Origin of the sequence: Bradyrhizobium sp. S3.3.6 (assembly GCF_040546905.1) — a bacterium.
GTDB classification, from domain to species: Bacteria; Pseudomonadota; Alphaproteobacteria; order Rhizobiales; family Xanthobacteraceae; genus Bradyrhizobium; species Bradyrhizobium cytisi.
This window is the reverse complement of the sequence record NZ_JBEPOT010000001.1, coordinates 179,710-205,038: the sequence shown is the minus strand read 5'-3', so window position 1 is coordinate 205,038 and position 25,329 is coordinate 179,710. Positions and strand designations below refer to the sequence as shown.

The 25,329-nt window shown below is 62.2% G+C and carries 24 protein-coding genes and 5 pseudogenes; 17 read left to right on the top strand and 12 right to left on the bottom strand.

What is annotated here, in order from left to right; all coding sequences use genetic code 11:
* The first annotated feature begins 159 nt into the window (after window positions 1–159).
* Complete coding sequence (locus tag ABID59_RS00965; RefSeq protein ID WP_354082163.1) at window positions 160–684, top strand: helix-turn-helix domain-containing protein; 525 nt, start codon at window positions 160–162, stop codon at window positions 682–684.
* A gap of 9 nt (window positions 685–693) precedes the next feature.
* Window positions 694–1,248 carry a hypothetical protein gene (locus ABID59_RS00960; protein ID WP_354082162.1) on the top strand — a complete coding sequence of 185 codons (555 nt, stop codon included), beginning with the start codon at window positions 694–696 and terminating at the stop codon, window positions 1,246–1,248.
* Between the two features lie 188 nt (window positions 1,249–1,436).
* Here the strand turns inward: ABID59_RS00960 and ABID59_RS00955 are convergent, their stop codons facing one another.
* The gene (locus ABID59_RS00955) at window positions 1,437–1,709 is read right to left on the bottom strand and encodes a hypothetical protein (RefSeq protein WP_354082161.1); all 273 of its coding nucleotides are present in this window, start codon (window positions 1,707–1,709) and stop codon (window positions 1,437–1,439) included.
* Between the two features lie 188 nt (window positions 1,710–1,897).
* Between ABID59_RS00955 and ABID59_RS00950 the strand changes: the two genes are divergently transcribed.
* Window positions 1,898–3,370: a helix-turn-helix domain-containing protein gene (locus ABID59_RS00950; protein WP_354082160.1), complete on the top strand. Its 1,473-nt coding sequence runs from the start codon at window positions 1,898–1,900 to the stop codon at window positions 3,368–3,370.
* A gap of 231 nt (window positions 3,371–3,601) precedes the next feature.
* On the opposite strand, the gene ABID59_RS00945 is transcribed toward ABID59_RS00950, so the two are convergent.
* Together ABID59_RS00945 and ABID59_RS00940 are read right to left on the bottom strand one after the other, a co-directional pair.
* Window positions 3,602–3,943, bottom strand: a complete 342-nt coding sequence (locus ABID59_RS00945) for an ASCH domain-containing protein (protein ID WP_354082159.1) — start codon at window positions 3,941–3,943, stop codon at window positions 3,602–3,604.
* Between the two features lie 24 nt (window positions 3,944–3,967).
* Complete coding sequence (locus ABID59_RS00940) at window positions 3,968–5,125, bottom strand: hypothetical protein (protein WP_354082158.1); 1,158 nt, start codon at window positions 5,123–5,125, stop codon at window positions 3,968–3,970.
* Between the two features lie 202 nt (window positions 5,126–5,327).
* Between ABID59_RS00940 and ABID59_RS00935 the strand changes: the two genes are divergently transcribed.
* A complete protein-coding gene (locus tag ABID59_RS00935) occupies window positions 5,328–6,530 on the top strand; it encodes a hypothetical protein (protein WP_354082157.1) in 1,203 nt (400 codons plus the stop codon).
* Here the strand turns inward: ABID59_RS00935 and ABID59_RS00930 are convergent.
* The 6 genes and pseudogenes from ABID59_RS00930 to ABID59_RS00905 all read right to left on the bottom strand — a co-directional run bounded on the left by ABID59_RS00930 (window position 6,514) and on the right by ABID59_RS00905 (window position 11,655).
* Complete coding sequence (locus ABID59_RS00930) at window positions 6,514–7,671, bottom strand: hypothetical protein (protein WP_354082156.1); 1,158 nt, start codon at window positions 7,669–7,671, stop codon at window positions 6,514–6,516. The genes ABID59_RS00935 and ABID59_RS00930 overlap by 17 nt on opposite strands.
* Before the next feature lie 175 nt (window positions 7,672–7,846).
* Window positions 7,847–8,368, bottom strand: a complete 522-nt coding sequence (locus ABID59_RS00925; RefSeq protein WP_354082155.1) for an ASCH domain-containing protein — start codon at window positions 8,366–8,368, stop codon at window positions 7,847–7,849.
* 567 nt (window positions 8,369–8,935) lie between these two features.
* A pseudogene (gene dinB / locus ABID59_RS00920) lies at window positions 8,936–9,972 on the bottom strand (DNA polymerase IV).
* A 62-nt stretch (window positions 9,973–10,034) separates the two neighbouring features.
* Window positions 10,035–10,760 carry an SOS response-associated peptidase gene (locus ABID59_RS00915; protein WP_354082154.1) on the bottom strand — a complete coding sequence of 242 codons (726 nt, stop codon included), beginning with the start codon at window positions 10,758–10,760 and terminating at the stop codon, window positions 10,035–10,037.
* A gap of 3 nt (window positions 10,761–10,763) precedes the next feature.
* Entirely contained in the window at window positions 10,764–11,213 is a 450-nt protein-coding gene (locus ABID59_RS00910) for a hypothetical protein (protein WP_354082153.1), read from the bottom strand.
* Window positions 11,214–11,259: 46 nt separating this feature from the next.
* Window positions 11,260–11,655 carry a hypothetical protein gene (locus tag ABID59_RS00905; protein WP_354082152.1) on the bottom strand — a complete coding sequence of 132 codons (396 nt, stop codon included), beginning with the start codon at window positions 11,653–11,655 and terminating at the stop codon, window positions 11,260–11,262.
* A gap of 145 nt (window positions 11,656–11,800) precedes the next feature.
* On the opposite strand from ABID59_RS00905, the gene ku reads away from it, so the two are divergent.
* From ku to ABID59_RS00890, 3 genes are read left to right on the top strand one after another with little or no spacing between them, the layout of a single operon-like run.
* Window positions 11,801–12,730, top strand: coding sequence for a non-homologous end joining protein Ku (gene ku, locus ABID59_RS00900; RefSeq protein ID WP_354082151.1), 930 nt, complete (start codon window positions 11,801–11,803; stop codon window positions 12,728–12,730).
* 54 nt (window positions 12,731–12,784) lie between these two features.
* On the top strand, window positions 12,785–13,288 hold the full coding sequence (locus tag ABID59_RS00895; protein WP_354082150.1) for an NUDIX hydrolase: 504 nt from the start codon (window positions 12,785–12,787) through the stop codon (window positions 13,286–13,288).
* The gene (locus ABID59_RS00890; protein ID WP_354082149.1) at window positions 13,285–13,749 is read left to right on the top strand and encodes a metallophosphoesterase family protein; all 465 of its coding nucleotides are present in this window, start codon (window positions 13,285–13,287) and stop codon (window positions 13,747–13,749) included. The genes ABID59_RS00895 and ABID59_RS00890 overlap by 4 nt, the downstream gene beginning before the upstream one ends.
* Before the next feature lie 89 nt (window positions 13,750–13,838).
* On the opposite strand, the pseudogene ligD reads toward ABID59_RS00890, so the two are convergent.
* Window positions 13,839–14,739: pseudogene (ligD, locus tag ABID59_RS00885) on the bottom strand (non-homologous end-joining DNA ligase).
* Window positions 14,740–14,888: 149 nt separating this feature from the next.
* Here ligD and ABID59_RS00880 point away from each other — a divergent pair.
* Window positions 14,889–15,504: pseudogene (locus ABID59_RS00880) on the top strand (cell envelope biogenesis protein TolA).
* 26 nt (window positions 15,505–15,530) lie between these two features.
* On the opposite strand, the gene ABID59_RS00875 reads toward ABID59_RS00880, so the two are convergent.
* Window positions 15,531–15,794: a hypothetical protein gene (locus tag ABID59_RS00875; protein WP_354082148.1), complete on the bottom strand. Its 264-nt coding sequence runs from the start codon at window positions 15,792–15,794 to the stop codon at window positions 15,531–15,533.
* A gap of 748 nt (window positions 15,795–16,542) precedes the next feature.
* Between ABID59_RS00875 and ABID59_RS00870 the strand changes: the two genes are divergently transcribed.
* Window positions 16,543–18,558 carry a ParB/RepB/Spo0J family partition protein gene (locus tag ABID59_RS00870; RefSeq protein ID WP_354082147.1) on the top strand — a complete coding sequence of 672 codons (2,016 nt, stop codon included), beginning with the start codon at window positions 16,543–16,545 and terminating at the stop codon, window positions 18,556–18,558.
* Between the two features lie 318 nt (window positions 18,559–18,876).
* Here the strand turns inward: ABID59_RS00870 and ABID59_RS00865 are convergent, their stop codons facing one another.
* Complete coding sequence (locus tag ABID59_RS00865) at window positions 18,877–19,005, bottom strand: hypothetical protein (protein WP_354082146.1); 129 nt, start codon at window positions 19,003–19,005, stop codon at window positions 18,877–18,879.
* A gap of 259 nt (window positions 19,006–19,264) precedes the next feature.
* On the opposite strand from ABID59_RS00865, the pseudogene ABID59_RS37370 reads away from it, so the two are divergent.
* From ABID59_RS37370 to ABID59_RS00830, 8 genes and pseudogenes are all read left to right on the top strand, one after another.
* A pseudogene (locus tag ABID59_RS37370) lies at window positions 19,265–19,531 on the top strand (DUF736 domain-containing protein); the annotation flags it as partial.
* A pseudogene (locus ABID59_RS00860) lies at window positions 19,532–20,038 on the top strand (TraG/VirB4 family ATPase); the annotation flags it as partial. It abuts the pseudogene before it with no gap.
* Window positions 20,035–20,766, top strand: coding sequence for a P-type conjugative transfer protein TrbJ (gene trbJ / locus ABID59_RS00855; protein WP_354082144.1), 732 nt, complete (start codon window positions 20,035–20,037; stop codon window positions 20,764–20,766). The pseudogene ABID59_RS00860 and the gene trbJ, both read left to right, overlap by 4 nt.
* Window positions 20,766–21,146 (top strand): putative entry exclusion protein TrbK-alt, encoded by a 381-nt coding sequence (gene trbK-alt, locus ABID59_RS00850; RefSeq protein WP_354082143.1) that lies wholly within the window; start codon window positions 20,766–20,768, stop codon window positions 21,144–21,146. The genes trbJ and trbK-alt overlap by 1 nt, the downstream gene beginning before the upstream one ends.
* Window positions 21,147–21,149: 3 nt before the next feature.
* A complete protein-coding gene (gene trbL, locus ABID59_RS00845) occupies window positions 21,150–22,403 on the top strand; it encodes a P-type conjugative transfer protein TrbL (protein WP_354082142.1) in 1,254 nt (417 codons plus the stop codon).
* On the top strand, window positions 22,403–23,086 hold the full coding sequence (gene trbF, locus ABID59_RS00840; RefSeq protein WP_354033209.1) for a conjugal transfer protein TrbF: 684 nt from the start codon (window positions 22,403–22,405) through the stop codon (window positions 23,084–23,086). The genes trbL and trbF overlap by 1 nt, the downstream gene beginning before the upstream one ends.
* A gap of 86 nt (window positions 23,087–23,172) precedes the next feature.
* Window positions 23,173–24,117: a P-type conjugative transfer protein TrbG gene (gene trbG, locus ABID59_RS00835; protein WP_354033208.1), complete on the top strand. Its 945-nt coding sequence runs from the start codon at window positions 23,173–23,175 to the stop codon at window positions 24,115–24,117.
* Window positions 24,114–25,328, top strand: a complete 1,215-nt coding sequence (locus ABID59_RS00830) for a TraB/TrbI/VirB10 family type IV secretion system protein (RefSeq protein ID WP_354082141.1) — start codon at window positions 24,114–24,116, stop codon at window positions 25,326–25,328. The genes trbG and ABID59_RS00830 overlap by 4 nt, the downstream gene beginning before the upstream one ends.
* The last annotated feature ends 1 nt before the right edge of the window (window position 25,329 follow it).

Genomic DNA, 25,329 nt, shown 5'->3' with positions numbered 1-25,329 from the left:
AGGCGCTTTCCGAGTCCCCGAGGTTGCGCCGAGTCGATCCGCAACTATGAGGACACCGGCGCACGTCGTGGGCGCGATAGCAGCCCGCCCACGACGGCTTGACTTTTTGCATGAGGTTAGTCATTTTGCATAACTTTATTCAAAATGACTGGATTTCCCATGCCTGTTGATACCATCTCCGGAACTCAGTGCGCGGCCGCGCGGGCGCTGCTTGGCTGGAGCCAAGATGACCTGGCCCGCAATGCCCAGGTCGCCCGCGCCACCATCGCCAGCTTTGAGGGCAACGGCCGTATCGAGCCCATGCGCAAGAACTTGCTGGCCATCATCGCCGCGCTCGAAGCCGCCGGCGTCGCCTTCATTCCGGAGGATGTCGAGAACGGGCTGGGCGCCGGCGTTCGCCGCCGCAAGCTGGAGCTTCAATACTCGAATACTGTCCGGCCCGTCGGTTGGGACGTAATCTTTCCTGTCCGGTACAAGGGCCAACCATGCTCCGTCACCATCCCGCGCGCGATCATCGACGACATCGACAACAGCAATGACCACACCGACGAGGGCAGGGTCAAAGTGGTGCAAAATGCTCTGCCGCGCTTCCTGATCGCGGTCGAGCAGTTGCTCGGCAACCTTGGCGAGGTGCCGTCCGAGATCACGCTCGATCATGGTGCTTTCACGCGCGGTACCTTCTGAGGGGCCGCCATGTACGAGCCCCCGACCAAGGCCGATCTCGACCGCAATCTCTCATTCATCATGCATGACGCGCGCAAGCGCGCCATGGCTGAGCGAGACCGGATTATCAGCGAAGCAGCTGCGCAAGGTGGGTTGAATAGCCGAGTGCCGATCACGATCGCGGCAGTCGTCGACCCCATTCACCGTGACGCCATCGTGGAGGCCGTCAGGGTCATCCGGGATTTCGTCGAGCGTTTGGAGATGCCGCCGAAGGAGGTCACCGGATGGGCGCGCCCGCATCTCGAAAATCTTGGCAATGTCGTTCTCAGCGCCATTCATCCAGCGCGATATCCAGGCGAGCACCAGCAGGCTGTCCGGCAATATCAAGCGGTGTTCCAGCAGCGCCTCGACGGCGCGCTTCGTGATGTCGAGATTGGATTTATCAAGGGCGCCGGCTTCTCTGCCAAGACCGCAGCTCAGCCGAGAGAGCTGGTTTCGCTAAAGCCCACTTGGCTCGGGATGAGCATTGATCTCAAGGAAATGGGGCGCCGATTTCGGTCACGCTGGCTCAAGCGTCTCCACTAAAGCGAGCCGCCGCTGGGAGCCGGGGAGCGAGCGGCGGCTCTTTTGCCTGCCGCGCCCTGAAAGGAGATTGGGCCGCAGGCTGACGGTGTTGTTCAAGGCGGACACTGACCATCTTGTCCGCCCACGGATCGTGGTCATCTGCAATCCGGGTGCCGCCATCGTAAGACACCACGATCGGAGGGTGTTCGCTAAGCTGCTCTGATGCGCTCCGGCTTCGACTTCTTGGCGCTAGCAATCGCGACGCCGAGCACTGCGCGCGAATCAGGTAGCGCGGCCTCTCCGCTTTCGGGGTCCGGGAACACGTCGGCGCCATTCGGATAGTAATGGCCGAGTTTGAAGGTCTTGGTCCGGTGGTCGACGTAGTAGATGGCGACGGAGGTCTTAGCGCCGCCGTAAACCTCACGCGGAGCACCAGCCCTGGCAGCACGGCATCGATATATTCGACGAACGACCTGGTCCATGGTCGCCCTGAAGATCCCCTCACGGGGCTTTTTCTGCTTTTGAGCCCACGGCAGTCACGCCGCTTGCTTCAAATCTAGCCCGACGCTGTCGTTCTGCTTATGCGCCGGCGCGATCCACGCTGACCTTGCGTCGACTGCGCAAATTGCGTACTACGCAATCTGCGTAGTCGTCAAGTGCGCGGGGCGCGATGTCCATCTCGACCGAAGAACTGCGAAGGTTGCTGCTGTCACCGCCGACGCGCGACATCGCGGCTGTCTTGAAGGAATGGCGGGCCCATCACGGGTTCTCCCAAGCCGATGCCGCGGTCCGTCTCGGAATTCCGGTCCGCACCCTGCAGGGCTGGGAGGCGGGTCGGCCGATGCCCTATCCGTCGTTGCTGCAGCAACCCATCGATATCACCGCCCGCGCTAACGGCGACTTCGGCTTCGTTCAGTCCCAGTTTCCGAGGGAGTTCGCCTCGTTCATCGATTTCGTAGGCCCCGAACGGCTCGACAAGACCTTGGCCAAGGTCGCGCGAAAGCTCGGTACGCTTTCGGTGTCGGTCCGCGCGCTCTACCGCGACCGCTTCTATTTCCACGAACAATGGGGAGCGTTTACGGACGGCCCGAACGCATTCCACCTCGATTTGCGCGATCTTCGCGCGGTGCGGGCCGCGACACTGATCGCGGGGGTCAACAAGATCCGACAGACGTTGTCGCAGAAGGGATCGGACCGGCTGCGATCGATGTTGCTCGACAATCTGCAGCCGGATCGCGACGTCCGGCAGCTTGAGCACGAGATCCGCTGTTACGCCCATTTCACGCGCAAGCGTTACCCCACCAGGTTCGCCGATCTCGAAGAACTCGGAAGGTTCGATCTGCTGGTCGAGACGCCGTCTGGGCCGATCGAGGTTGAGTGCAAGACGGTCACCGAGGACACGGGAAACCAGATCAAGACCGATATGACCGTCGATCTTTCGGAGACGTTCCGGCAACGTGTGCTCAAGAGCCCGCCAGTCCAAGAGTCCGGCGTATTCGAGTTGACTTTCGACAAGCCGACCTCGGTGTGCAGGCACGTCGGCAGCCAGCTACGCGACGCGCTCGGCCCGGATGGCGCGACCTCCGACGCAAAGAGGGACTTCTCGCTTCGATTCGTCCCAAGGACCGATTGGCAGGCACTGCTCGAAGCCGGAAACTTCGAGGAATTCCGCCGGCGCGTCGCGGGCGATCCGAAACTTTCCGAGAACGCGCACTGCATCGTGAAGGCTGACCGTCTCGTGCTCGGTCTGATCCTGATTCCCCACAAGCCGCCGACGATTTCGGCGCGCGTGGTCGACACGATACAGGCAGGTGCATCGCAATGTTCGGGTAGTCGATCCGCGGTCGTGTGGCTTCACTTCATCGGCCTGGCCGAACGCGAATTCGTCAAGCTCGCACAGTTCTCCTCCGATGGGCGTGGCGCTGGTCTCAATGCCCTTGTCGCGGACGCTCTGCATCCGAAGGCCAGCGCGACGGACCGTAGCCACGTCGAGCGAATCCTTTTCAGCGCCATTCCCGACGAACTCACCCGTCAGCCCGCGTTCGGACCGACGCTGTTGCTCGAAGAGTCAGTGTCCCTCGGCGGAAAAGTTTACGACGTGCCGAATCCGTTCTGCAAATTCTCGTCCAATGCGGATCTTTAGGACGCGGTGGGGCAGCATGATCTTCGACGACAAGACGCGTACGCGGACCGACCCAAAAAGCCGGGCGAGGACGAATTCGCTTTCTACGATTCAGCCGCGGACCCCGCCTACTCACCTACAGGGCGCTGTTGTGCGGACGGATGGTCGACTATCCGGAGGTCGTTCTCGAAAGTCCTGAGAGCGCGAATACGATACGGAAAAGCCTATTATCGGTCCGCGAACGCGACGGCATCACTTATCGATGAGCCGTTTAAATCGAATGATCGTGACCGGTTGGTCGGGATCGATCTGCGGATAATAGGTCCTGAGATCGGTCCGAAGTTCCTCGACCGTCGTGAACCCTTCGCAGCGGGCATGCTCTTCGGAAAGGTCGCGGAAGCGCTCCGTGGAGACCGACTTAATCTCGACCCTCAGCGAATTGGCGCCGTCCGTGAGATCGATCGTCGGTTCATCCACGTGTGCGACGCCCAATCTGATGGTGCACGTCTTCCTGCCTTTCTCGGCGGCGGCGAGGTCGCCTCGACTGACCTTTATCCGCCGACGGTAGGTAAACTCCCGGTTCACGATCGCCACGGCGTCGCCTCTTCGTCCGTCGAACTACTTCGAACCTGGCAGCCGAACGCGTCCCGTCCAGAAGTAAAGAGCCAAAATGCCGAGGAAACCACCGGCCACCAAGAGAATGACTCCCGCTGCAAGGTTGTCCTTCAAAATGCCGCCGCCGACGGCCAGCACGACCGCGGTCACAATCGCGGTCATTATTGCCCAATAGCTGCGCCATCCCGTCTTCGACACCTGAAATTTGAGGTTCAATTCCGGGCCGATCGGATAGTTGCCGGACTCTGGTCCGGTCTTGAGCTTCATTTCGCACGATTGCGCATCGATCCTGTCGCTCCCTGCAATATCGGCATCGATCCATTCGTAGGCGTAGCGACGAATATCTAGTTCTCGTCCGTTGAAGGCCCCTAGCGGACCGGTCGCGGTCGCCTCGAAGCGGACCCTTCTCGCCGACGTCGTTTCCTTGCCAGCGGGCTCCTGACCGCTCTCGGGCATGCGGCTTTGGATCTGAAGTCCTATCGCATCGAGCTCGTTGACCGGGAAAAATGCTTGAACGCCCTGGCCGATTCCGGCCGTAGCCGGAGGCGCCTCGAAGACGGGAGCGATCGCCGCGCGCTCGGACCCGGTCGCGACCTGCGCAAGACGCCAAAAGGTGTCGCCGGCGAATTGCGATGGGAAATTGCCCAGCCTGTCGACGACGGCAGCCCAATTCGCCGCGAGTTCGCCCGCACCCAGCGCGGCGTAATCCGGATCGCGGTTGCAGATCGCGATCCATTTCTCGAACGGGACTTCGTTCCGGGCCGCAAGGTCTTGTGCGATGGCGGCGAAGCTCGCTTCATCGGGTGCGGGATATCCGGCCATCTCCAGGTCGAAGTAGTACCGGCCGTCCGCCACCTGGACATGCTTGAGGACGGCAAGCCGGGTAGGGGTCCAGAAGCCGCCGGCCACGGGAATCGCACCTTTCGGGTCAGCATCGCCCTTCTTGAAGGTCTTGGTCTGTGCGTAGGCCAGCAAGACCGGGTTTCCCGCGACACCGGCGCGCTTCGCCGCGTCGACTGCCGCCGTCGACATGTCCTTTTCGCCGTAATCGTAACGGATCGTCGCACCGGGCGGCAACGCGAGAATGTTGTGCACATCGCGGTAGTAATCGCGCTTCGTGCTGGTGTCGAATATCACCCAAAACATAGCTGCTCCGAACATGACCTCCGTGGCAGCCTACCGCAATTTTCGGACCGGAGCGAACCCGTCCGGGTCGATGATGCGCCCGCAGGGAAGCGTTTTTCCGTTGCTTTTCACATGGACGTCGCGAAGGACTCGTTGAGATCGTACCGACTTCGCCGGCAACGCGAGACCGACCGCCGGCGGATGCGAACGTCGAGATACCGCTCTCCGGGAGACCGCCATGGCCGATCCGACCCCGCCCTTCCTCATAGTATTCGATACCAGCACGCATGCGCGCTACTACGGCGACGTGCACGAGGTGCTCGCGCTGCCTGCAGGCGCCATCGTTCGGTACGAATACAAGCGCTCGCTCTGCAAGGCCACGGCCGCCGCGGCCATCGATCGTCTTGCGGCGGATCCCGGCCAATTGCCGGTCCCAGCGCTGCTCATGTACGGTCAGAAGCGGGACTACCAGCAGAGCCAACCCGACCCGGCCGAGATGCTGCGTTGGCAGGACAGCGTCTTCGTGCCGACCCGTTCGGCCAGGATTGTCGCGGTGGCGATCGCGCCGGGCGCGGATGCGGCCTCGGACGTGCTCTACCTGCATTTCGAAGTGCGGGGCTTCGTCGATCCCGATCTGGACGCGATTCCCCGGCTGATCCAGGCACTCGAGGCTGAAGATGCGCTCCCCTTCGGGGACCGCGCGCAACAGCATTGCTGGGTTTCCTTGTTGCCGGCGGCGTCGGCACCGGACAGGGAGAGCCTCGCGAGCGACGATCCTAAATTCTGGTCCAAAGTCGTCGACAAGCTGATCACGCTTCCGACCCAATTCGCGAACGACGTGTTCTGGCGCGTCGTACGGATAGCGAAGGCGGATCGACGCGACGACGTCCAGTTGCCCTTGACCGACCGACGGAGCAACGCGCGCGTCCATACGAACCGCTGGCACCGCGATTACGCGCTCTCCGAAGGCGGCCGGTATGAGATCTTCGTCCAGACCCATTCGCCCGATGCGCACGGGCACCAGATTCCCGGCAACGCGACGGTCGTCCTGACGTCGAACGACGACGACGAGGGGCTCATCAAACTGTCGGCGCGACCTCTCGACATCGTGCCGAACGAGACGTCCTCGCAGCATTTCTCGATTGCCACCGACGACACGATCGACGCGCGCTATTCGGAGATCCGCCTCGAGACCCAGACTCCCGATCATGCGTCGGCGTATCCGGCCGGCTCGATGTGCACGCTGACGTTCGCGATCAGGAAACAACGGTGGCGGCTGGCGGCCGGTTTGATCCTGGTGCTGGCGGGAACGGCATTGGCCGGTTATGCCGCCGCAGCTACCGTTGCCCCCCTAGCCAAAGGAGCGATGGCGACGCTGACGGCGCTCTTGGTGGCGACCGGCGGGTGGATCCTGACGCGGCAGTTCAAGGTCCTGAAGTGAGTTCGCTTCGACCGGACGCCGTCGCGGATTCGTCGGCGGTACGCGACGAATGTTCGGCAAGCAGGTGCGAGAGCTTCACCTTGCTCTGCGGATAGGCGCACGCGTCGTCGTGTTTCTTGCGACGGGCCCTGTTGTGTTCCGCCAGGGAAGCCTGCGTCGCGGTTTCCGGCGCGCCGGTGGAGACCGGCAGGAATTTCTTTGTCCACACGGCGACCACCGTTTCCCAGGAGAGCCGCGGTCGCTTGTTAGTCGGTCTCGGGGTACCCGCGGAAAGATGCTGGCGCGTCTCGCGGCCCAGCATGCCGACATGGATCCCCATCTCGTTGCCGGCGAAGACGCTCCTGTCGATGCCGAGCTTCTTGAGAGCGAACGCCATCGCGCGGTCGGGATCAGTCTCGGATATTGATCCTTCCTCGATGCCGAGGAGATCGCATGCGAGCCGTTTCGTGGTCGTAGACGCGAGCCCGTCGAAATAGGCTCGAAGCGTCGCGCTTCCTTCGCCCGGTTTGACCCGCGCATAGACGTCTCCCTCCGAGCCCGGAGCGGCTTCGATCGATCGGTTCGAAAGCTGCACCAGCCGATGACCCCGGAAGGGCGCGCCGCTGACGCCTTTGCCGGTCGTGGTCACGACGGCGGCAAGGTCGGGGTCGGGCTCGTTCCTGACCGCCCGCCGGAACGCCTCCTGTCCGACGGCGGTGAAGGGTGCGAGCGCCGCCAACCATGCGCCCGAGAGAAGGTTGTAGGGCGGTAGCGCGCACGCGACCGCGAGCTGCATCATTCTGGCCAAGCCGGCCAGTCTAACCGCGCGCGCCGCTTCGTCAAAATTCCGGCTCGTCCGCGGATAGTCCGGCTCCCAGCCGAACGAACCGTCACGCAAGCGCTGGGAGAAGCGGGGGCTTGCGAGAATCGCCGCCCCGATGAGCGGCGTGTGCCCCGTCTGGCCGGCATCCCACAGGAGCAACCCCATGCGCCGGCCGACCAGCTTCCGCGACGTCACGGATTGGCAGGAGCTCAGATAGCGAAGGATGGCATGATGGCGCCGATCGGTGAAATCGACGATTTCCATCACCGGCTGGATGGCGCTCGGCTGGAATAACGCCATTTGCGCGAACACGTCGGGATGATCGGACTCGAACGCCAAAATCTCGTCCGCGCGCTCGAGAAGAAGCTTCCTGTGATGCGCTTCGTGGGCGAGGTGCCAGAAGTCGGGATCGCGTTCGGCGGGATCCGAAATGGCGACGGTGATGCCGCCGTCCGGCGATTTCCCGATCGTGTGCCCGAGGGGCGCAAGATCGAGAAAGAACGAATGTATGAAATCAGACCAACTGGAGTTGAGCGGCGTGATATCGAGGCAGCGCATACCGGACGGCCTCAAGATTGATCTCGGGCAACCTGACCCACGTGACGGCGCCGCTCGGATGCCGGTACGGGATCGGCTTCTCGAACCATTTCGGATCGCTGAACACATACGCGTACGTCTTCGCGTACGGCATCCCTTCGCGCCGGAACAACTCGCGTTCGTCGCGAGGAAGTTCGGACGCCAACGTCAAATCGTCGAGTTCGAGCGGGCCGAGGACGCGGATGAGCTTCGCGGTGCCGTAAGCGTGACCCGTACCGGATTTGATGATGACGACCGGCCCACGAATCTGGGTCGGCTTGCCCCGGATCTCCCAGATCTTTTCGCCGTTCAGAAGCTGGCTCGCGTAGGGGTCCCGTATAAGGAGACCGCGCGGGCCGAATTCCGCGTTTTCTTGATTTTGATGAGCCATCTGCTCATGACCGGACATTACGGACATCTCGTTGGCAGCTAATCCAAAACCAGTCAGATACCGTGTCATGCCCGTTCTCGAAGGTCGGCGTACGGACTACCATAGTGCCCCGCCCGAAGGAGCCACCTTGCAGCCAAACACGGCGCAAATAAAGTCGTCTCGACGAATCGCTCGTACTTATCTGCAGCTTCGCGAAACGTAGCGATAGCCGTCCGCAAGCGGAAGCCCGGTCGGAAGGCAAACGGATTGGAAAATCGAGTTCGTCGAGCCAAGTGCGACCAAGCACTGCCTTTAAACTATTGATATAACGTGGGTTTCGCTCAAGCCCGCTTTCAAGGCCGAATGCAGCCGCTTTTCGCGACCCGCAGCCTAGACGATGTGGACAACACCGACAAGTTAAGCGTCCGAGGGCATGTCCCCAGATTATCGGTGTCCGTGGAAACGACGACGCGCAGCGGACTTTCGGCCGATCGCGATCCGCGCTTCGGTTCGGGACATCGCGCGCCAGTCGCAAAATGAGAGGACCGTTCGAGCGGGAGCGGAAACGACGACGGACGGGCGATGGTCGGAGGCAAGTCTTCGAAGCCGCGCCAGTGCGCGTCCGTCTCCGGGGGGACCCGCAGCGACGTGACGCGACTACATCGGAAGCGCCAGCTGTGGTTCCGCGTCGTCGACATGCTGCAACGCCGATAGTGAGACTCCCAGAAGCCGGACCGGCTTGGGGACCGGCATCTCGTTCTGCAGCAAAGCGATCGATAGGCGCTCCAGTTCGCTACGGCTCGAAACCGAGACGGGCACAGATCTACTGCGCGTGATGATCTCGAAATCGTTGAACTTCATTTTAAGCGTCACCGTGCGTCCCCGGTTACCGGCACCTTCGCAGTATCGCCAGACTTGTCGATGAGCGGCTCGAGTTCGACGACCATGGCCTCGAAGTCGGTGAGGTCGGTGGAGAACGTATTTTCGGCGCCGACAGATTTGCGGATCCGGTCGGCGCGGACCTCACGATTGTCGATGCCCCGCGATATCCAGTAGTAATAGGCGCCAGCCTTGCCGAAGTTTGCCCGCATGAATTCGAGGGACTGGTTACGCATGTCGAGGCCGGTGTTGAGACCGAGGGAGTTCATCTTGGCGCTGGTCGCCGGCCCGATGCCGTGAAACTTACTAACCGGTAAGTTCTCTACGAACGCCGGCCCCGTCTCCGGTGTGATGACGTACTGGCCGTTGGGTTTACGGTGGTCTGAGGCGAGCTTTGCCAGGAACTTGTTGTAGGAGATGCCGGCCGAAGCGTTGAGGCCCGTTACCTCCTTGATTTTCGCACGGATCGCCAACGCGACGTCCCGCGCCAATGGTATGCCTCGCAGATTTTCGGTCACATCGAGGTAGGCCTCGTCCAGCGACAGCGGTTCGATGATCGCGGTGTGCTCGGCGAAGATCTCGCGTATTTGCTGGGAGACCGCCTTGTAGACCTCGAAACGCGGCTTCACGAAGATCAGGTCTGGGCATTGCCGCTTCGCGGTAACCGATGGCATGGCCGACCTGACGCCGAACTTGCGCGCTTCGTAGCTGGCCGCCGCCACGACGCCGCGCTCCCGGGATCCTCCGACGGCGACTGGCTTGCCGCGGAGATCCGGATTGTCCCGCTGCTCCACGGATGCATAGAAGGCGTCCATGTCGATGTGGATGATCTTGCGTTGGCGGTCGGATGGCGCTGCCTGTTCGTAGGGTTCGTCGGTCACGTCGTCGGTCCGGCCTGGTCTTCCTTCACTCCACGGGCGACAATCCGGAGCGTGTCGTTTGGAAGCGGCCGCTGCAGTTTCAGGGCCTCGTCCAGAGGGGCTGTCATCCAGGCTTCGACTTCGTCCGGCGTCGTCAGGATCACGGGCATCGCCTTGGGGTGGATGACGCCGACCTCGGCATTCGACTCCGTCGTGAGGAACGCGTAAAGGTCGTTAGTCGTCTCACCTTCCTTGACCTTCCGGACGGACGTCCAGTTGGTCCAGATACCGGCGAAGCAGGCGAGGGGACGGGTCTCATCGAATGCGAACCAGTTATCACCGCCCTCGCCCTTGTTGAACTCGCTGAAGGAGTTGAATGGTACCACGCACCGGTTTTCGGCTCCCAGCCATCTCGTCCAGTGTTTGCTCTTCACGTTTCGGATGTTCGTCGTGCCGCCGTCCGGCTCCATCCGCAGCAGTTCCTTGAAATCGACGGTCCTGCCCTTGGCCTGCAGCTTCTCGGCCCGTTTCTTCGTGGCATCCATCAGCGCCTTTGACGACGACGGCATCCCCCACCGCGCCCTGGTGAGTTCGCGGCCCTCGGCCCCGTTGCGCACGATCGGTGCCTTGTAATCGGGAAAAACCCCGGGCATCGGCTCCAGATTGCCGACGTATCGGTTCACGACACGAAACAACGCGCTGATTGCGGCCTGGTTGGTCGTGATCGAGTAGAGATTGCACATCGGTCAGGCTTCGGTCCGAGGGTGGCGCGGCTGCCAAGCCAGTTGTAGCAGAGTCGCGGAAGGACGCCGGCCCGCCTTCGCGCATTTGCGGCAGCGCAGCCGGCTGGCGAGATCGTGCACAAAGGTGGTCGGCGGATGCTTCATCGCCGCGAGGTCAACGTCGCTCGGCGTCTTGCAGCGAGCGCACTGGATCTCCAGCCAGGGGAAGCCGCCATTCACCGCTTGATCGATCGTCGGGGATGGATCAATCGGTTCTCCGTCTGACCACATGCGTTCGTTCCAACTCTCGCATAGCAGCTTGTCAGCCTGCTGGATGAGCGCTTCCCCCTTCGCCCGCGTCTCCGCCGATCGGGTGGCCAGGATATTGGCCATCGCGCGCGCCTTACCGAGCTCTTTCGCCAGAGTCTTGCGGTCGCCGCCCGACAGGGGCGTAGGGTGATGCTTCGGGGCCATCCGGACATCCAGGCGCAAAGAGATCGGAACGGCAATCCAGAGCGGGCTACGGCGTCTCGAACGCCGGCCAGCACCCGTCTTCTTCATGCCTGCCGGTGCGCTGCTGGCAGGTGTTGTCGAGCAGTCGCTGCGCGACGTCCTTCCAGACCGCCTTGCCGCCATACAATCGAACTGCATCGGCGGTCTGGATTTCCACGGTTCGCTCGCAGCGGCGGCAGGAGATGCGCAGGACGTGGCGTTGAATTTCCGAAAGACGACGCTGCCGCATCTCGGCCCCGGTCGCGCCGGCGCGAGGATCTTTGAGGACCGATTCCCAGTATTCGGCCGGGAGTGGCGCATCTGGAGCCGCGGCGGAGGGAGCCGGCCTGCGCGCGGCGTCAGCGGCCAGTTTTTCCATCTGCTTCGGGGTCGGCATGCGCCAGCTCGCGGGTCGGTCGGTCATTCCGAATTAGAACATAAAGTGAACAAAAGTCGAGTCCGCTCAAGCCCGCGCCGAGAAAAAATCATCCTTTTGGTAGGGGCGCGGTGTCGGAACCAAGCCGAGCCATTCGTCTTGAATCCGGCATCAGTATCGGAGTTCCCCCGCCATGGCCCCCCGCGCTAACTGGAAAGGCTTCCTGCGTCTTTCCCTCGTCACCTGTCCGGTCGCGCTCTATCCGGCCACGTCGGATTCCGAGAAGGTCTCGTTCAACCAGCTCAACCGGAAGACCGGCCACCGGATCAAGTACGCCAAAGTGGACGCCGACACCGGCGAGGAGGTCGCCAACGAGGACATCGTCAAGGGCTACAAGGTCGACACCGACACCTTTATCGAGGTGACGAAGGAGGAGCTCGAGAACGTCGCGCTGGAATCGACGCGAACCATCGAGATCGACGAGTTCGTCGACCGCAGCGAGATCGACCCGAGGTATCTGATCCGTCCCTACTACCTGGTGCCGGACGGGAAGGTCGGTCACGACGCCTTCGCCGTCGTCCGTGAAACGATCCGTGAGATGAACAAGGTCGCGATCGGACGGGTGGTGCTGACCAACCGCGAGCACATCATCGCCCTCGAACCCATGGACAAGGGCCTGATGGGAACGCTGCTGCGCTACCCCTACGAGGTGCGGTCTGCGGACGAGTATTTCGACGACATCCAGGACGTCAAAGTCACCAAGGACATGCTCGATCTCGCCAAACACATCGTCAATCAGAAGGCGGGCCATTTCGAGCCGGACAAGTTCGAAGACCAGTACGAAACCGCCCTTCTCGATCTCATCAATCAGAAGCGCGCGGGCAAACCGATCACCGCGAAAGTGCGTCCTCGAGGTGAGAACGTCGTTGACCTGATGGACGCGCTGCGCAAGAGCCTCGGACGAGACGCGACGGGCCCGACAGAGGCGCCGAAGAAGACGGCCAAGAAGCCGCGCAAGGCGGCGGTTGGGCAGAAGGAAATGCTGATGCCGATTGCCGGCAAGAAACCGGCCAAGGAGGCCGCGAAGAAGCCGGCGGCTAGATCGCAGCGGAAGTCAGCCTAGCGTGTGGCTAAGCATCCAGTGACGCCAGACGGCCGTTACGCGGCAGGGAGCGATATGGCTGCGCTGAAAAAGACTTCCAGGAGATCGATGTTAAGCGCGGGCATTCTCGCCTACCGCAAGGGCGCTCGCGGGCTTGAGGTCCTGCTGGTTCATCCCGGCGGTCCGTTCTGGCGCAAGAAGGACGACGGCGCCTGGTCCATTCCGAAGGGCGAAATCGATGCAGCGGATGCTCCGGAGCAGGTCGCGCGGCGTGAGTTTGCAGAGGAGCTCGGCCCGAGCGCTTCGATTGGTCGACTCCAACCGCTGGGGGAGGTCCGACAGCGAGGAGGCAAGCGCGTTATCGCATTCGCTGGAGAAGGCCATTTTGACCCGGCGGCGCTGATCAGCAATACTTTCGAGATCGAATGGCCGCCACGAAGCGGTCGACGGCAGACCTTTCCTGAAGTCGACCGCGCGGAATGGTTCGATATCGAGTTCGCGCGGACGAAGATGCTGTCCGCACAGGTAGAGCTTCTCGATCGTCTTTTGGAGATCGCGGTTGAGAGCGGCGGGAAATGACGTTCAGGATCGGAATCATTTCGGACACGCACGGCCTGTTGAGGCCCGAGGCGGAGCGAGGCCTGACGGGCGTCGATCACATCATTCATGCCGGCGACATCGGGCGCCCCGAGATCGTCGACGCGCTTCGCCGGATCGCGCCTGTCACCGCCATCCGTGGAAACGTGGACAGCGGCGAATGGGCTCGCGAATACCCCGACACGAACCTTGTGCGCTTGGCGGGAAAGTCGATCTACGTTCTGCACGACCTGAAGACGCTGCAGGCCGATCTTGGCGCCGACATCGATGTCATCGTCTCCGGGCATTCCCACGTGCCGAAGATCGACACGGTCGGTGGCATTCTCTACCTGAATCCCGGCAGCGCGGGACCGCGGCGGTTTAAGCTGCCGATCACGCTTGCGACGCTCGAAGTCACTTCTGAGGACTTGCGACCGGAAATCCACGAGCTTGGAGGCGACTGAGCGCGCCACCGCGCAGGGCATTTACAGCGGAGGAGGCGAATGCGTTAATTCAATTCGTTTCGCTGGCCGGTTACGCTCGAAGGGAAGCGCTATTTGCGCGGACGTTCTCGCTCGCGCACGACGTCCTTCGCCCGCTTATCGGACCGGAGCCCGAGGTAGACGGGCTGGCGCAGCTCGCCCTTGCTCGTCCACTCCGCGAATTTGACCTCGGCCACCAACGACGGCCTGACCCAGGTTGTGACGGCCTCGTCCTTCACTTTGGCGGAAAGGGTGATTTAGAGACCGTCAGCTTCACTAGCTTGGCATGGAGGTCTTCAAGGACCTTGTGGCTGAAGCCAGTGCCGACATGTCCGATGTAGCGCCATGTATCGTTTTCCCGCACGGCGAGGACCAGGGCGCCGAAGAATGGCCTGGTGCGCCTGGGTGCCGTGAAGCCGGCGATCACCACTTCCTGCCGCTTTGCCGTCTTGATCTTCAGCCAATCCGCCGTCCGGACGCATACGCGCTGTCGGCGCGCTTCGCCATGACGCCTTCCAGACCCTTCCGTTCGGCCTCCGCGAAGAATTTCTTGCCGTACCCCTTGCGGTGAGGACTGAAGGCAATCAGCTTGTCGCGCGGCAGAATCGCCTTCAGCCGCTTCTTGCGCTCGAGGAGAGGCTGCTTGCGCAAGTCTACAGCATTCTCGAACATGAGATCGAACGCGCAATACTTGAGCTTCGCTTCATGACGCAGCGCGTTTTGAAGCAGCTGGAAATGCGAGACGCCATCCTTGCCGATCGCGACAAGCTCACCATCGATCACCGCGTCGCCCTTCACGCCCTCCAGCGCCTTGGCGATCTCGATATAACTGCGGCTGATGATCTTGCCGTTGCGGCTGTAGAGTGCAACCTTACCCCGCCGGATTTCCGCGATCATACGGAAGCCATCGTACTTGTCCTCGAAAACCCAGCCGGGGTCGTCGAATGGCGCGTCGGTGAGCGTAGCGAGCATCGGCTGCAGGCGCTTAGGCAGGGTCGTTAAGAGCGCGTTGCGAAATGCATGGACGTCCTTCAAGGATTAGGGAACGCTTGGGAGCAGCGTCGTGTTCCGCAGGCGCCGCGGCGTGCGCTAAGATCGATCGGGGAGGGCGGATCAGACCGATGGCCAAAAAACTGAAAACCTATCAGACGTCGCTGGGCTTCTTCGATCTGGCGATCGCCGCGCCATCGATGAAGGCGGCGCTGGAGGCGTGGGGCGCTGACAGCAATCTCTTCCATCAGGGCGCGGCGAAGGAGAGCGACGACCCGGACGTTATCGCCGCGACTATGGCAAAGCCCGGCGTCGTTCTCAGGCGCCCGGTTGGAACCGACCGACCTTTCAGCGAACACGCCGAGCTGCCGACCGATCTTGGCGGCGGCGGACCAAAGAAAGCCGCCCGCAAGTCGAATGGCCCAAAGGCGAAGAAGCCTTCCTCTCGCCCCGTCGACAAGGCTACGGAGCGGAAGGCCGCTCTCGCCTACGAACGGGAGCAGACGCGCCGCGAGCTTGAACGGGCGAAGGAAGAGGCCGCCAGGGCAGAAGGACCGTGAACGCCGTCAGCAGGCGGTCGACAAGGCGCAGGCTGCGCTGGACAAGGCTGAGCAAGAGCACGCGAAGCGGGCCGCCGCCATCCAGGCCGAGGTCGAGGCTCTCGAGAAGAGATCGCAAGCCGAAAAAGCCCGCTGGGATAAGGAGAAGGAGCGATTGGAAGCTACGCTGCGGCGCGCGCGGGGTTAGTTTCCGTCTGCTCGGCGCCGGTCCTTCTAATCGGGCGGGCATTCTGGGCAAGTATCACCGATCGAGTTCAGCACGTCGCGAACCTCGGCCGCCGCTGCATCAGGGGAGACGCCTGCGGGCGGTTCTGCGCGGGCGATATCGAAGGCCCGCTCCCTTGCATGCGGATCGGCGCGGTCCTGCATCCAACCGTGCTCCTCGCACTCGCGGATGGCGCCAGCTTCCTGGAGCACGTCAATCGCCCATCCGCGCATCGTCCGTATCGCCGGTCTTCGTTCACTTGTCATCAGCATAGGAATAGCTCCTGAACGGCGAATCGTTTTCTCTATCATTCGTTCCGGCTGCTAGCACATGGCTGGGATTCGCAATGGCGGAAACTCAAGGTTTGGAGTGGTACGCCCCCGCGAACCCGCGAGGAAATCCAAAGCCTCAGCTAGCGCTTCATTTCCGTTTGTGCGCGTCCGGCAAGTGCCGGACCGGGCTCTCGTGAACCGAGCCGCGTAGCGTCTCGGCCGTGCGGCTTCGATCCCTCGCGCACAATAATGTGTCGCTCGCCGGAGGCACTCGCCCTCGGTCCCGCCGTCACTTCGTTCCGGCGTCGCTATCACTGCCCTTCGTTCGGGTGCCTTCTTAACCGGTCTCGCGACTGCACTCGGTCCCGGGTCCCGTCGCTATCGCGTCGGCGCTATGCTGACCCTCCTGCGGGTGCCTTATTCTCTGCCGGGCACGGCTTACACCACCCACCATGCCCCATCTTCTAGACCTAAGGGGGCTCCGCCCCTCGCGCGCGCCAGGGTAAAGCGCCGGCTGGCGCCGGCGCCGATCCGAGCGGTCTCCCCGGTCTTCCGCGCTTTCTCAGATTCTCAACACCGGAAATCCTGGCACGCGCTTGTGCAGACCCGCTCTTCGAGCGGCCCTCTCGGGCGGGCGATCCCCCTCCGCTCGGGTCGCCCTGGCACTTGCTACCCCTGGTCTCGCCGACGGGCAGGGGCGCAGGCGCGGAGTGCGCCCTGCACCCATGAAAGCAAAAGGAGATCGATCATGTCGGCCAAGCAGATTGAACAACTCCCCGAGAACGGAACGCAAGTTCTCATTCCGCTCAACAAGCTCAAGAAGTCCCCGAAGAATGCGCGCAAGACGCCGCACAGCGATGCGGCGATCGAGGCCTATGCGGCGAGCATCGCGGCCAAGGGTATTCTGCAAAATCTGGTCGTCGAGCCAGAGGTCGATGGCGAGGATGCGCCTACCGGGTTCTATTTCGTGACCATCGGCGAGGGCAGGCGGCTTGCCCAGCTTCTGCGGGTAAAGCGGAAGGAGATCAAGAAAACCGAGCCGATCCGGTGCATCGTGGACACCGCGAACGATCCGCACGAAATCAGCTTGGACGAGAATGTCACCCGGGAAAACATGCATCCCGCTGACCAGTTTGAGGCGTTCAAGAAGCTGGCGGAAGAGCGCGGCTTCGGCGCCGAGGAAATCGCCGCCCGCTTCGGCGTGACGCCGCATGTGGTGCGGCAGCGCCTGCGGTTGGGCGCAATTTCTCCGAAGCTGATGCAGGTTTATCGCGAGGGCGATCTGGCTCTTGAGCAGTTGATGGCCTTTGCTATCACCGATGATCATGCCCGGCAGGAAAGTGTTTATGAGCGGCTATCCTATAACCGGGATGCCAGCACCATCCGTCGCATGCTCACCGAAACCCATGTGGCCGCAACCGACCGCCGCGCGCGCTTTGTCGGTATCGAAGCGTACACCGAAGCAGGCGGCTCGATCCTTCGGGACCTCTTCACCGAGGATCGCGGCGGCTATCTGGAAGACGTGGCGCTGCTTGATTTGCTCGTCACGGCAAAACTTGGTCGCGAAGCAGATGCGGTTCGGGCGGCCGAGGGATGGAAATGGACGGAAGCTCATCTTGATTTCCCGCACACGCACGGCATGAGGCGGACCTATCCGCATCCGGTCGAGCTTTCGGCGGAAGACAAGTCCGCCCTTGAGGCGGCGCAGACGGAATTCGACCGCCTCACCGATCGGCACCAGACGGCCGATGAACTTCCTGATGATGTGGACGCCCGGTTCGGCGAGCTTGAGGCCGAGATCGAGCGGCTGGAAGCCAAGCGGCAGGCGTACGACCGCGACGACGTTGCGCGTGGCGGTGCATTCGTGATCCTCAATCACGACGGTGCTATCCGGATCGAACGTGGTTTCATCCGGCCCGCGGACGAAAAGCCGCAAGCCGAAGCGGAGCAAACCACGCAGGCGTCAATGGCAGGCAATCCAGAGGGAGCAGACGGTCAGGCAGCGCAGGATGAGAGCGGGGAGGATGCAGGTGCCGCCGACGAGGAAGAGGACGACCGCCCGCTGTCTGACGTTCTCGTTCGGGACCTCACCGCACATCGCACCTTGGGACTGCGCCTCAATCTGAGCGAACAGTCCGAAACCGCGACCGTGGCAGTGACGCATGCGCTCGCGGCGCAAATCTTCTATTTCGGCGCGGACGCCCATATTGTCGGTATCCAGCCTATCAAGACGGATTTGGCTGGGCATGCGGACGGGATCGAGGACACGCCCGCCGGCAAGGCATGGGCGGACCGCCACGCCAATTGGGCAAGGCAGATGCCTCGCGATGTTGCCGGCCTTTGGACTTTCGTGGCCGAACTCGACCACGATAGCCGCTTGGCCTTGTTCGCCCATTGTGTCGCGCTGACCGTCAACGCGGTCAAACTGCCGTGGGACCGGAGGCCCCGCGCCCTCGCAACAGCCGACCGGCTGGCGGAAGCCGTTTCGCTCGACATGACCGGCTACTGGCGGCCGACGGTGCGCAGCTATCTCGGCCGCGTCACCAAGGCGCGTATTCTGGAGGCGGTTTGCGAAGGCGTGAGCGGTGAGGCGGCCGAGCGTATGGTGGATATGAAGAAGGTCGATATGGCGGAAGCCGCCGAACAGTTGCTGGCCGCGACCGACTGGCTGCCGTCTTTGCTCAGGACGGCCAAGCCCAAGGATCGGTCAGATGAGCAAGTCCAGACGCAGAGCGATGATGCGTATTCGCAAGCCGCAGAATGAGGATTGAGCCGGGGCCGCGCGAGCGGCCCCGGCCAGCTCAAAATTCTCGGCCGCGCGCCTGACCGGCGCGCGGTCGCTTCTTTTTGCGCACAGCGGCGATCGATGCATGGAAGGCCCGTCACGATCCAGACTTCGATCACTCTGATCTACGCCGTCAGCGGCAGCCGAAGGTCACCGCTCTGTCGTGCTCGCCAGTCAGCAGCAGGTGATGAGGCCGACTGCTTTGATCGTGTGTTGACCGGAGTATCGAGATCGCTGCCTGACGGATCATTCCCAAGCATACCTTCGCCGCCGTACGCGAGAGTGCGATCAGGATCGCTAGCGTTTGCCGGGACGCGCCCTTTTTGCCGTTGATGCGCTGGTGTCAGCAGGTGCCCGATTGATCCGGCTGTGTCCTTGTGCTGCGCCGATGTCGGCCGCCATGGTGGTCTCCGTCAGTTCATTCATGGCGCGTCCAACGCAACCTCGAATGGGCTGATCAGGCCCGAGGGCCGGCAAGAGCCTCGATCGCCTTCCCGCAACGGCTGCGCCTGCTTTTTTCCCCTGCCGCGAAGTGGCGGCATTCCTCGCGGAAGACAAAAAAGCAGGCTATCGCCGTCCTCTGCTGTCGCTGCGGGCCTGAAGGCTGCGGGCCGATCGCTCCCCGGGCCAAGGATCGCCATCGAGGCTGCGACGGGCGCGGCCCGAGCAACAAACGGAGACCACCATGGCTACCATCGGCACCTTCACCGCTTCGGACAATGGCTACATCGGTTCGATCAAGACGCTGACCCTGAACCTCAAGGCAAAGTTCGCGGCATCCGAGAAGGACAACGACAAGGCGCCCGACTACCGCATCTTCGCCGGTACGACCGAGCTCGGTGCCGCCTGGAAGAAGACCGCCCGCGAGACCGATCGCGAATACCTCTCGGTCAAGCTCGACGATCCGACCTTCCCGGCCCCGATCTACGCCTCGCTGGTGAAGGTCGAAGGCGACGAGGGCTGGCTCGCGCTCGATGACGAGGACTTTGCCGGGCAATTGCGCGAATGGCTGAAGACGTTGCGCAAAAAGAACGCCTCCGTCATCTTCGCTACGCAGTCACTCTCCGACATCGACGGCTCATTGATTGCGCCTGCCATTATCGAGAGCTGTCCGACCCGCATATTGCTGCCGAACGAACGCGCGATCGAGCCGCAGATCACCGCGATCTATCGCCGCTTTGGTCTCAACGACCGGCAAATCGAGCTTTTGAGCCGGGCAACACCGAAGCGCGACTACTACTGTCAGTCCCGCCGCGGCAACCGAATGTTCGAACTGGGTCTGGGTGAAGTCGCGCTCGCCTTTACGGCAGCTTCTTCTAAGACCGATCAGGCGGCGATCGAGCGGCTGCTCGCAGAACACGGCCGCGACGGCTTCGTGCCCGCCTGGCTCCGACATCGCGACGCTTCGTGGGCCAGTGACCTGATCCCCAATCTGAGCAATCTGGAGACATCGTTGTGAGACGTCTTTGCGTTCTTGTGGCGGCGAGCGCCGTCGCCTTGTCGCTTGCTGTCACGTCGCCGGCATCTGCGCAGTGGATCGTCTTCGATCCGAACAATTATGCCCAGAATGTCCTAACAGCGGCGCGAGAGCTGCAGCAGATCAATAATCAGATCACGTCGCTGCAGAACCAGGCGCAGATGCTGATCAATCAGGCGAAAAATCTGGCCAACTTGCCATATTCGTCACTGCAGCCACTTCAATCGTCGATTCAGCGCACCCAGCAGTTGCTCGCCCAGGCGCAGCGCATTGCCTACGACGTTCAGCAGATCGACCGCGCGTTCTCGACCAATTATGCGCCGGCGACGAGCAGCCAATCCAATCAAGCACTCATCACCAACGCGCAATCGCGCTGGCAGAACTCGGTCGCTGCGCTGCAGGACTCCTTGCGCGTGCAGGCCGGCGTTGTCGGCAACCTCGATACCAACCGTACCCAGACGTCGGCGCTTGTAACATCGAGCCAGGGCGCGAGCGGCGCACTGCAGGCGACGCAGGCCGGCAACCAGATCCTTGCGCTTCAGGCTCAGCAACTCGCCGATCTCACGGCGACCGTTGCAGCGCAGGGCAGGGCGCAGAACCTTGAATCGGCTCAACGCGCGGCGGCGCAGGATCAAGGCCGCGAGCAACTGCGGCGGTTTCTGACCCCGGGCGAAGGGTATCAATCCTCAAACGTGCAGATGTTTCATTGATGAGCGCGTTCAGCAGGTTCAAACGACTGACAATTGTCGCAGCAGCCGGATCCATGATGTTGGTGATGGCGGCATGCGCCATTCAGCTCCGCGGTGATGGCGACGGAACGGCGTCGAACTCGGCGGACCCACAGACCACGGGCGCGCTCGCTTCCGGCCTCGCCGGCTGCCGAAAGGTTAAGCCGGAGCAAACAGCAACCTACGACGATTGTCGCCGGATCTGGGCTGAGAACCGCCGTCGTTTTTTCGGTCAGAAGGGAAATGCCACGGCTCCCGCTGGCAGTGACGCGCTTTCCGGCCAATCGTCTGAGTTGCCGCCAAAGGATCAGAGCCGGATGCCGCAAGGTTATCCGTCGGTGGCCCTCCCGGAGAGCGAGTAAGCCATGACCGGCACCGGCGTGATCGATCAGTTCCTCGATACCTATACCCGCTATATCGATTCTGGCTTCGGTCTTCTGGGCAGCGAAGTTGGCTTTCTTGCAACGACGTTGGCTGCCATCGATATTACCCTCGCGGCGTTGTTCTGGAGCTGGGGCACCGATGACGATCTGATCGCACGGCTCGTCAAAAAGACTCTGTTCGTCGGCGTCTTCGCCTACCTGATCGGCAACTGGAATAATCTTGCCCGTATCGTGTTCGAGAGCTTTGCCGGTCTCGGGCTGAAAGCCTCCGGCACAGGCCTGTCATCCGCGGATTTCCTGCGGCCAGGGCGGATCGCCCAAGTTGGCCTCGATGCCGGCCGGCCGATCCTCGACTCGATCTCAGGTCTGATGGGTTACATCAGCTTCTTCGAAAACTTCGTCCAGATCGTCGTCCTGTTATTCGCCTGGGTCGTTGTGCTGCTCGCATTCTTCATTCTGGCAATCCAACTCTTCGTGACCCTGATCGAGTTCAAGCTGACAACGCTCGCCGGCTTTGTGTTGATCCCCTTTGGCTTGTTCGGGAAGACTGCATTTGCGGCTGAGCGTGTGCTCGGTAACGTCGTCTCGTCAGGCATCAAAGTCCTGGTTCTTGCAGTCATTGTTGGCATCGGCTCGACGCTGTTCTCCCAATTCACGTCTGGGTTCAACGGCGGACAGCCGACCATCGAAGACGCTATGGCGCTGGTGCTCGCGGCATTGTCGCTGCTCGGTCTCGGCATTTTTGGCCCTGGGATCGCCAACGGCTTGGTGTCCGGCGGACCTCAGCTCGGCGCGGGTGCCGCGGTCGGAACGGGCCTTGCTGCCGGTGGCATTGTTGTCGCGGGCGCGGGCTTGGCTGCGGGCGGAGCCGGGCTTGCCGGAGGAGCGATAGCAGGAATCGCGCGAGGTGGCGCCGCGCTCACCAGCGGTGCGTCTGCGGCTTATCGCAGCGGCGGCCTCAGCGGTGTCGCCGATGCCGGGCTCTCGGCAGTGGCAAGCCCGCTACGTCGGGCCGCGGCAATTCTCAGTAACAGCGCTCAATCGGCTGGGCAGGTGCCAACCACAGGCGGTGCCGAAACGGGGAACACCGCGCCGGATAGTCCGCCCGATTGGGCGCGGCGCATGAAGCGTGCCCAGACCATCAGCCATGGCGCATCAGCCGTCACCCATGCCGTTCGCTCGGGCGACCATGGTGGAGGCGGCGCATCGATCGATCTCTCTGAAGGAAGCCGCTGATGTTCAAACGTCCATCTGTTCACTACGGCCGCACGCCCGAGCCGGTCACTCCCTATCAAAAAGCAGCACAAGTCTGGGACGACCGTATCGGGTCAGCCCGCGTGCAGGCAAAAAACTGGCGATTGATGGCATTTGGATGCCTCGCGCTGTCGACGGGTCTTGCCGGCAGTCTCGTCTGGCAATCGACCCAAGGCACGATCACGCCTTGGGTGGTCGAGGTCGATCGTCTTGGCCAGGCCCAGCGCGTGGCGCCGGCCAATACAGACTACCAGCCGACCGACCCCCAGATCGCCTACCATCTGGCGCGATTCATCGAGGATGTCCGGGGCCTGCCGGCTGATGCCATCGTGCTGCGTCAGAATTGGCTGCGCGCCTACGACTTCACGACCGATCGTGGTGCTGCCGCTCTCAATGACTACGCCCGAACCAACGATCCCTTTGCCAGGCTCGGTAAGGTGCAGGTCTCGGTCGAGGTATCGAGCGTTATTCGCGCGTCGATGGAGAGTTTTCGGGTGGCGTGGGTCCAACGGGCTTACGACAACGGATCTCTCAGTTCAACCGAGCGCTGGACTGCCATTCTCAGCGTCGTGATCGAGACGCCGCGCGATGCCGATCGGCTGCGCAAGAACCCCCTCGGCGTCTACGTCCACGCCATCAACTGGTCGAAGGAGCTTGGGCAGTGAATACGCTATTTCGCAATAGGACTTCTCTGCGCGTTGCTTCATCCAGTCGCTCCATCTCGTTCAGATCAGATGGTCTGGCGCTCCGAATGGCGATACTTTCAGCACTGCTGGTGTGTGCCTCGGCTTTGGGTGGTTGCTCCACGTTCAAGCCACCCGAGATCAGCTACGACAGTGATGTTCCGCAATTGCCTCAACCGCCCGTAGCTGCTGACGACAAGCTGCGGCCGCTTCATGTTCCCCCACTGTGGAAACCGGCCCTTGGCGGAAAGTCAGGTAGCAAGGAGGAGACCGAGCCGGTGAGCCGGGTCGAGACGGCGAACAGCGCGGCTCGCGTCGAACCACGCAAGAGGGGATATTTCAACGCTGCGCAGATCTACGCCTACAGTCCGGGTGCGTTGTACCAGGTTTATGCCGCGCCCGGACAAATCACCGATATCGCGCTTGAGGAAGGCGAACAACTCACGGGATCGGGTCCAGTTGCAGCAGGCGACACCGTTCGTTGGGTGGTCGGCGATACCGAAAGCGGTAACGGAGATACCCGCCGCGTCCATATTCTGGTGAAGCCCACGCGCGCTTCGATCGAAACCAATCTCGTCGTCAACACCGATCGGCGCACCTATCTGATCGAGCTACGCGCCCGTGAAAAGCCCTATATGCCTTCGGTCGCCTGGTACTATCCCGAGGACCGACGGGGCAGGGTGCGGTCCGTTCCCTTGGCTCCGGTGCTACCCGATCCGACGCAGCGTCGTTTCCGCTATGCCATTGAGGGTGACAGCCCGCCCTGGCGGCCGCTGACCGCTTATGACGATGGTCGCAAGGTCTATATCGAGTTCCCGCAAGGAATCGTTCAAGGCGAGATGCCACCTCTCTTCGTCATTGGCCATGACGGCAAGACCGAGATTGTGAACTACCGCGCCTATGGCAACGTCCTGATCGTCGACCGGCTCTTTGCGGCCGCGGAGTTGCGGCTCGGTGGCGAGCATCAGCAGAAAGTCCGGATTGTCCGGACCGACGGGAGGCCGTCGTCATGAGCACACTTCAGAGCAATGACAGTAACGGGCAGCCCGGCGAACCGAACAGGTCGGAAGAATTGGCGCAGGACTTCCGGTTAAGGGCAGATCATCCACGCGTCACGCGGCTGTCCCGTAAGGTGCTGGCGGGAGGGACCGCCGTTGCATTGGTTCTTGTTGGGGGGGCCGTGCTTTGGGCTCTCCAAAACAACCGCCCGCGCGGACCCGCGCCGGACGAACTCTACAGCACCGATCACCATAACGTCGCTGATGGCCTCGCCGGTTTGCCGCGGGACTATACTGGTGTTCCGCGCCAGGTGCCCTCGCTGGGGCCGCCGCTTCCTGGTGATCTCGGCCGCCCAATCCTCGCCGCTCAGGGACAGCCGCCAACCACAGCCGCGACAGGCTTCGATCAGGAGCAGCAGCGTCGCGACCAGGAGATCGAAGCCGCGCGCATTAGCCGTTTGTTCGCCTCCACCAATATTCGCGAGACGACGCCTGCTGCAGCCCAGACCTCAAGCTTTGATCGAGCCGCCCCATCGTCCATGCCGGGAACTGACGATGGCTTTGCGCAGAACGGCCAGGACCGCAAACTTGCCTTCGTCAACGCGTCAGTTGATCGCCGTACCACAAGCCCGGATCGCGTCACGAAACCAGCTTCGCCCTATGTGGTTCAGGCAGGAACGGTAATTTCTGGAGCTCTCATCACCGCGATCCGCTCAGATCTGCCCGGGCAGATCACGGCGCAGGTGACCGAGAATGTTTTTGACACGCCCTCCGGTCGCTTACTGCTGATCCCGCAGGGAGCTCGTTTGATCGGAACCTATGACAGCCAGATCGCATTCGGTCAGTCACGCGTGCTGCTGGTCTGGACACGCTTGATCATGCCGAACGGTCGTTCGATCGTCCTGGAGCGACAGCCGGGCGCGGATGCGGCAGGATATTCAGGGTTGGAAGATGAAGTCGACAACCATTGGGGCGAGCTGTTCAAGGCTGCAGCCCTTTCGACGCTGCTGGCTGTCGGCAGCGAAGTGGGAGCCGGCTCCGACACCGGCAACAACGGTGACATCATCCAAGCCCTTCGCCGCGGATCGAGCGATAGCTTAAACCAAACTGGCCAGAAGATCGTTCAACGCAATCTCAATATCCAACCAACGCTAACGATCAGGCCGGGGTTTCCGGTTCGCGTGATCGTCAATCGCGACCTCGTACTTGAGCCTTACAGAGGGTGAG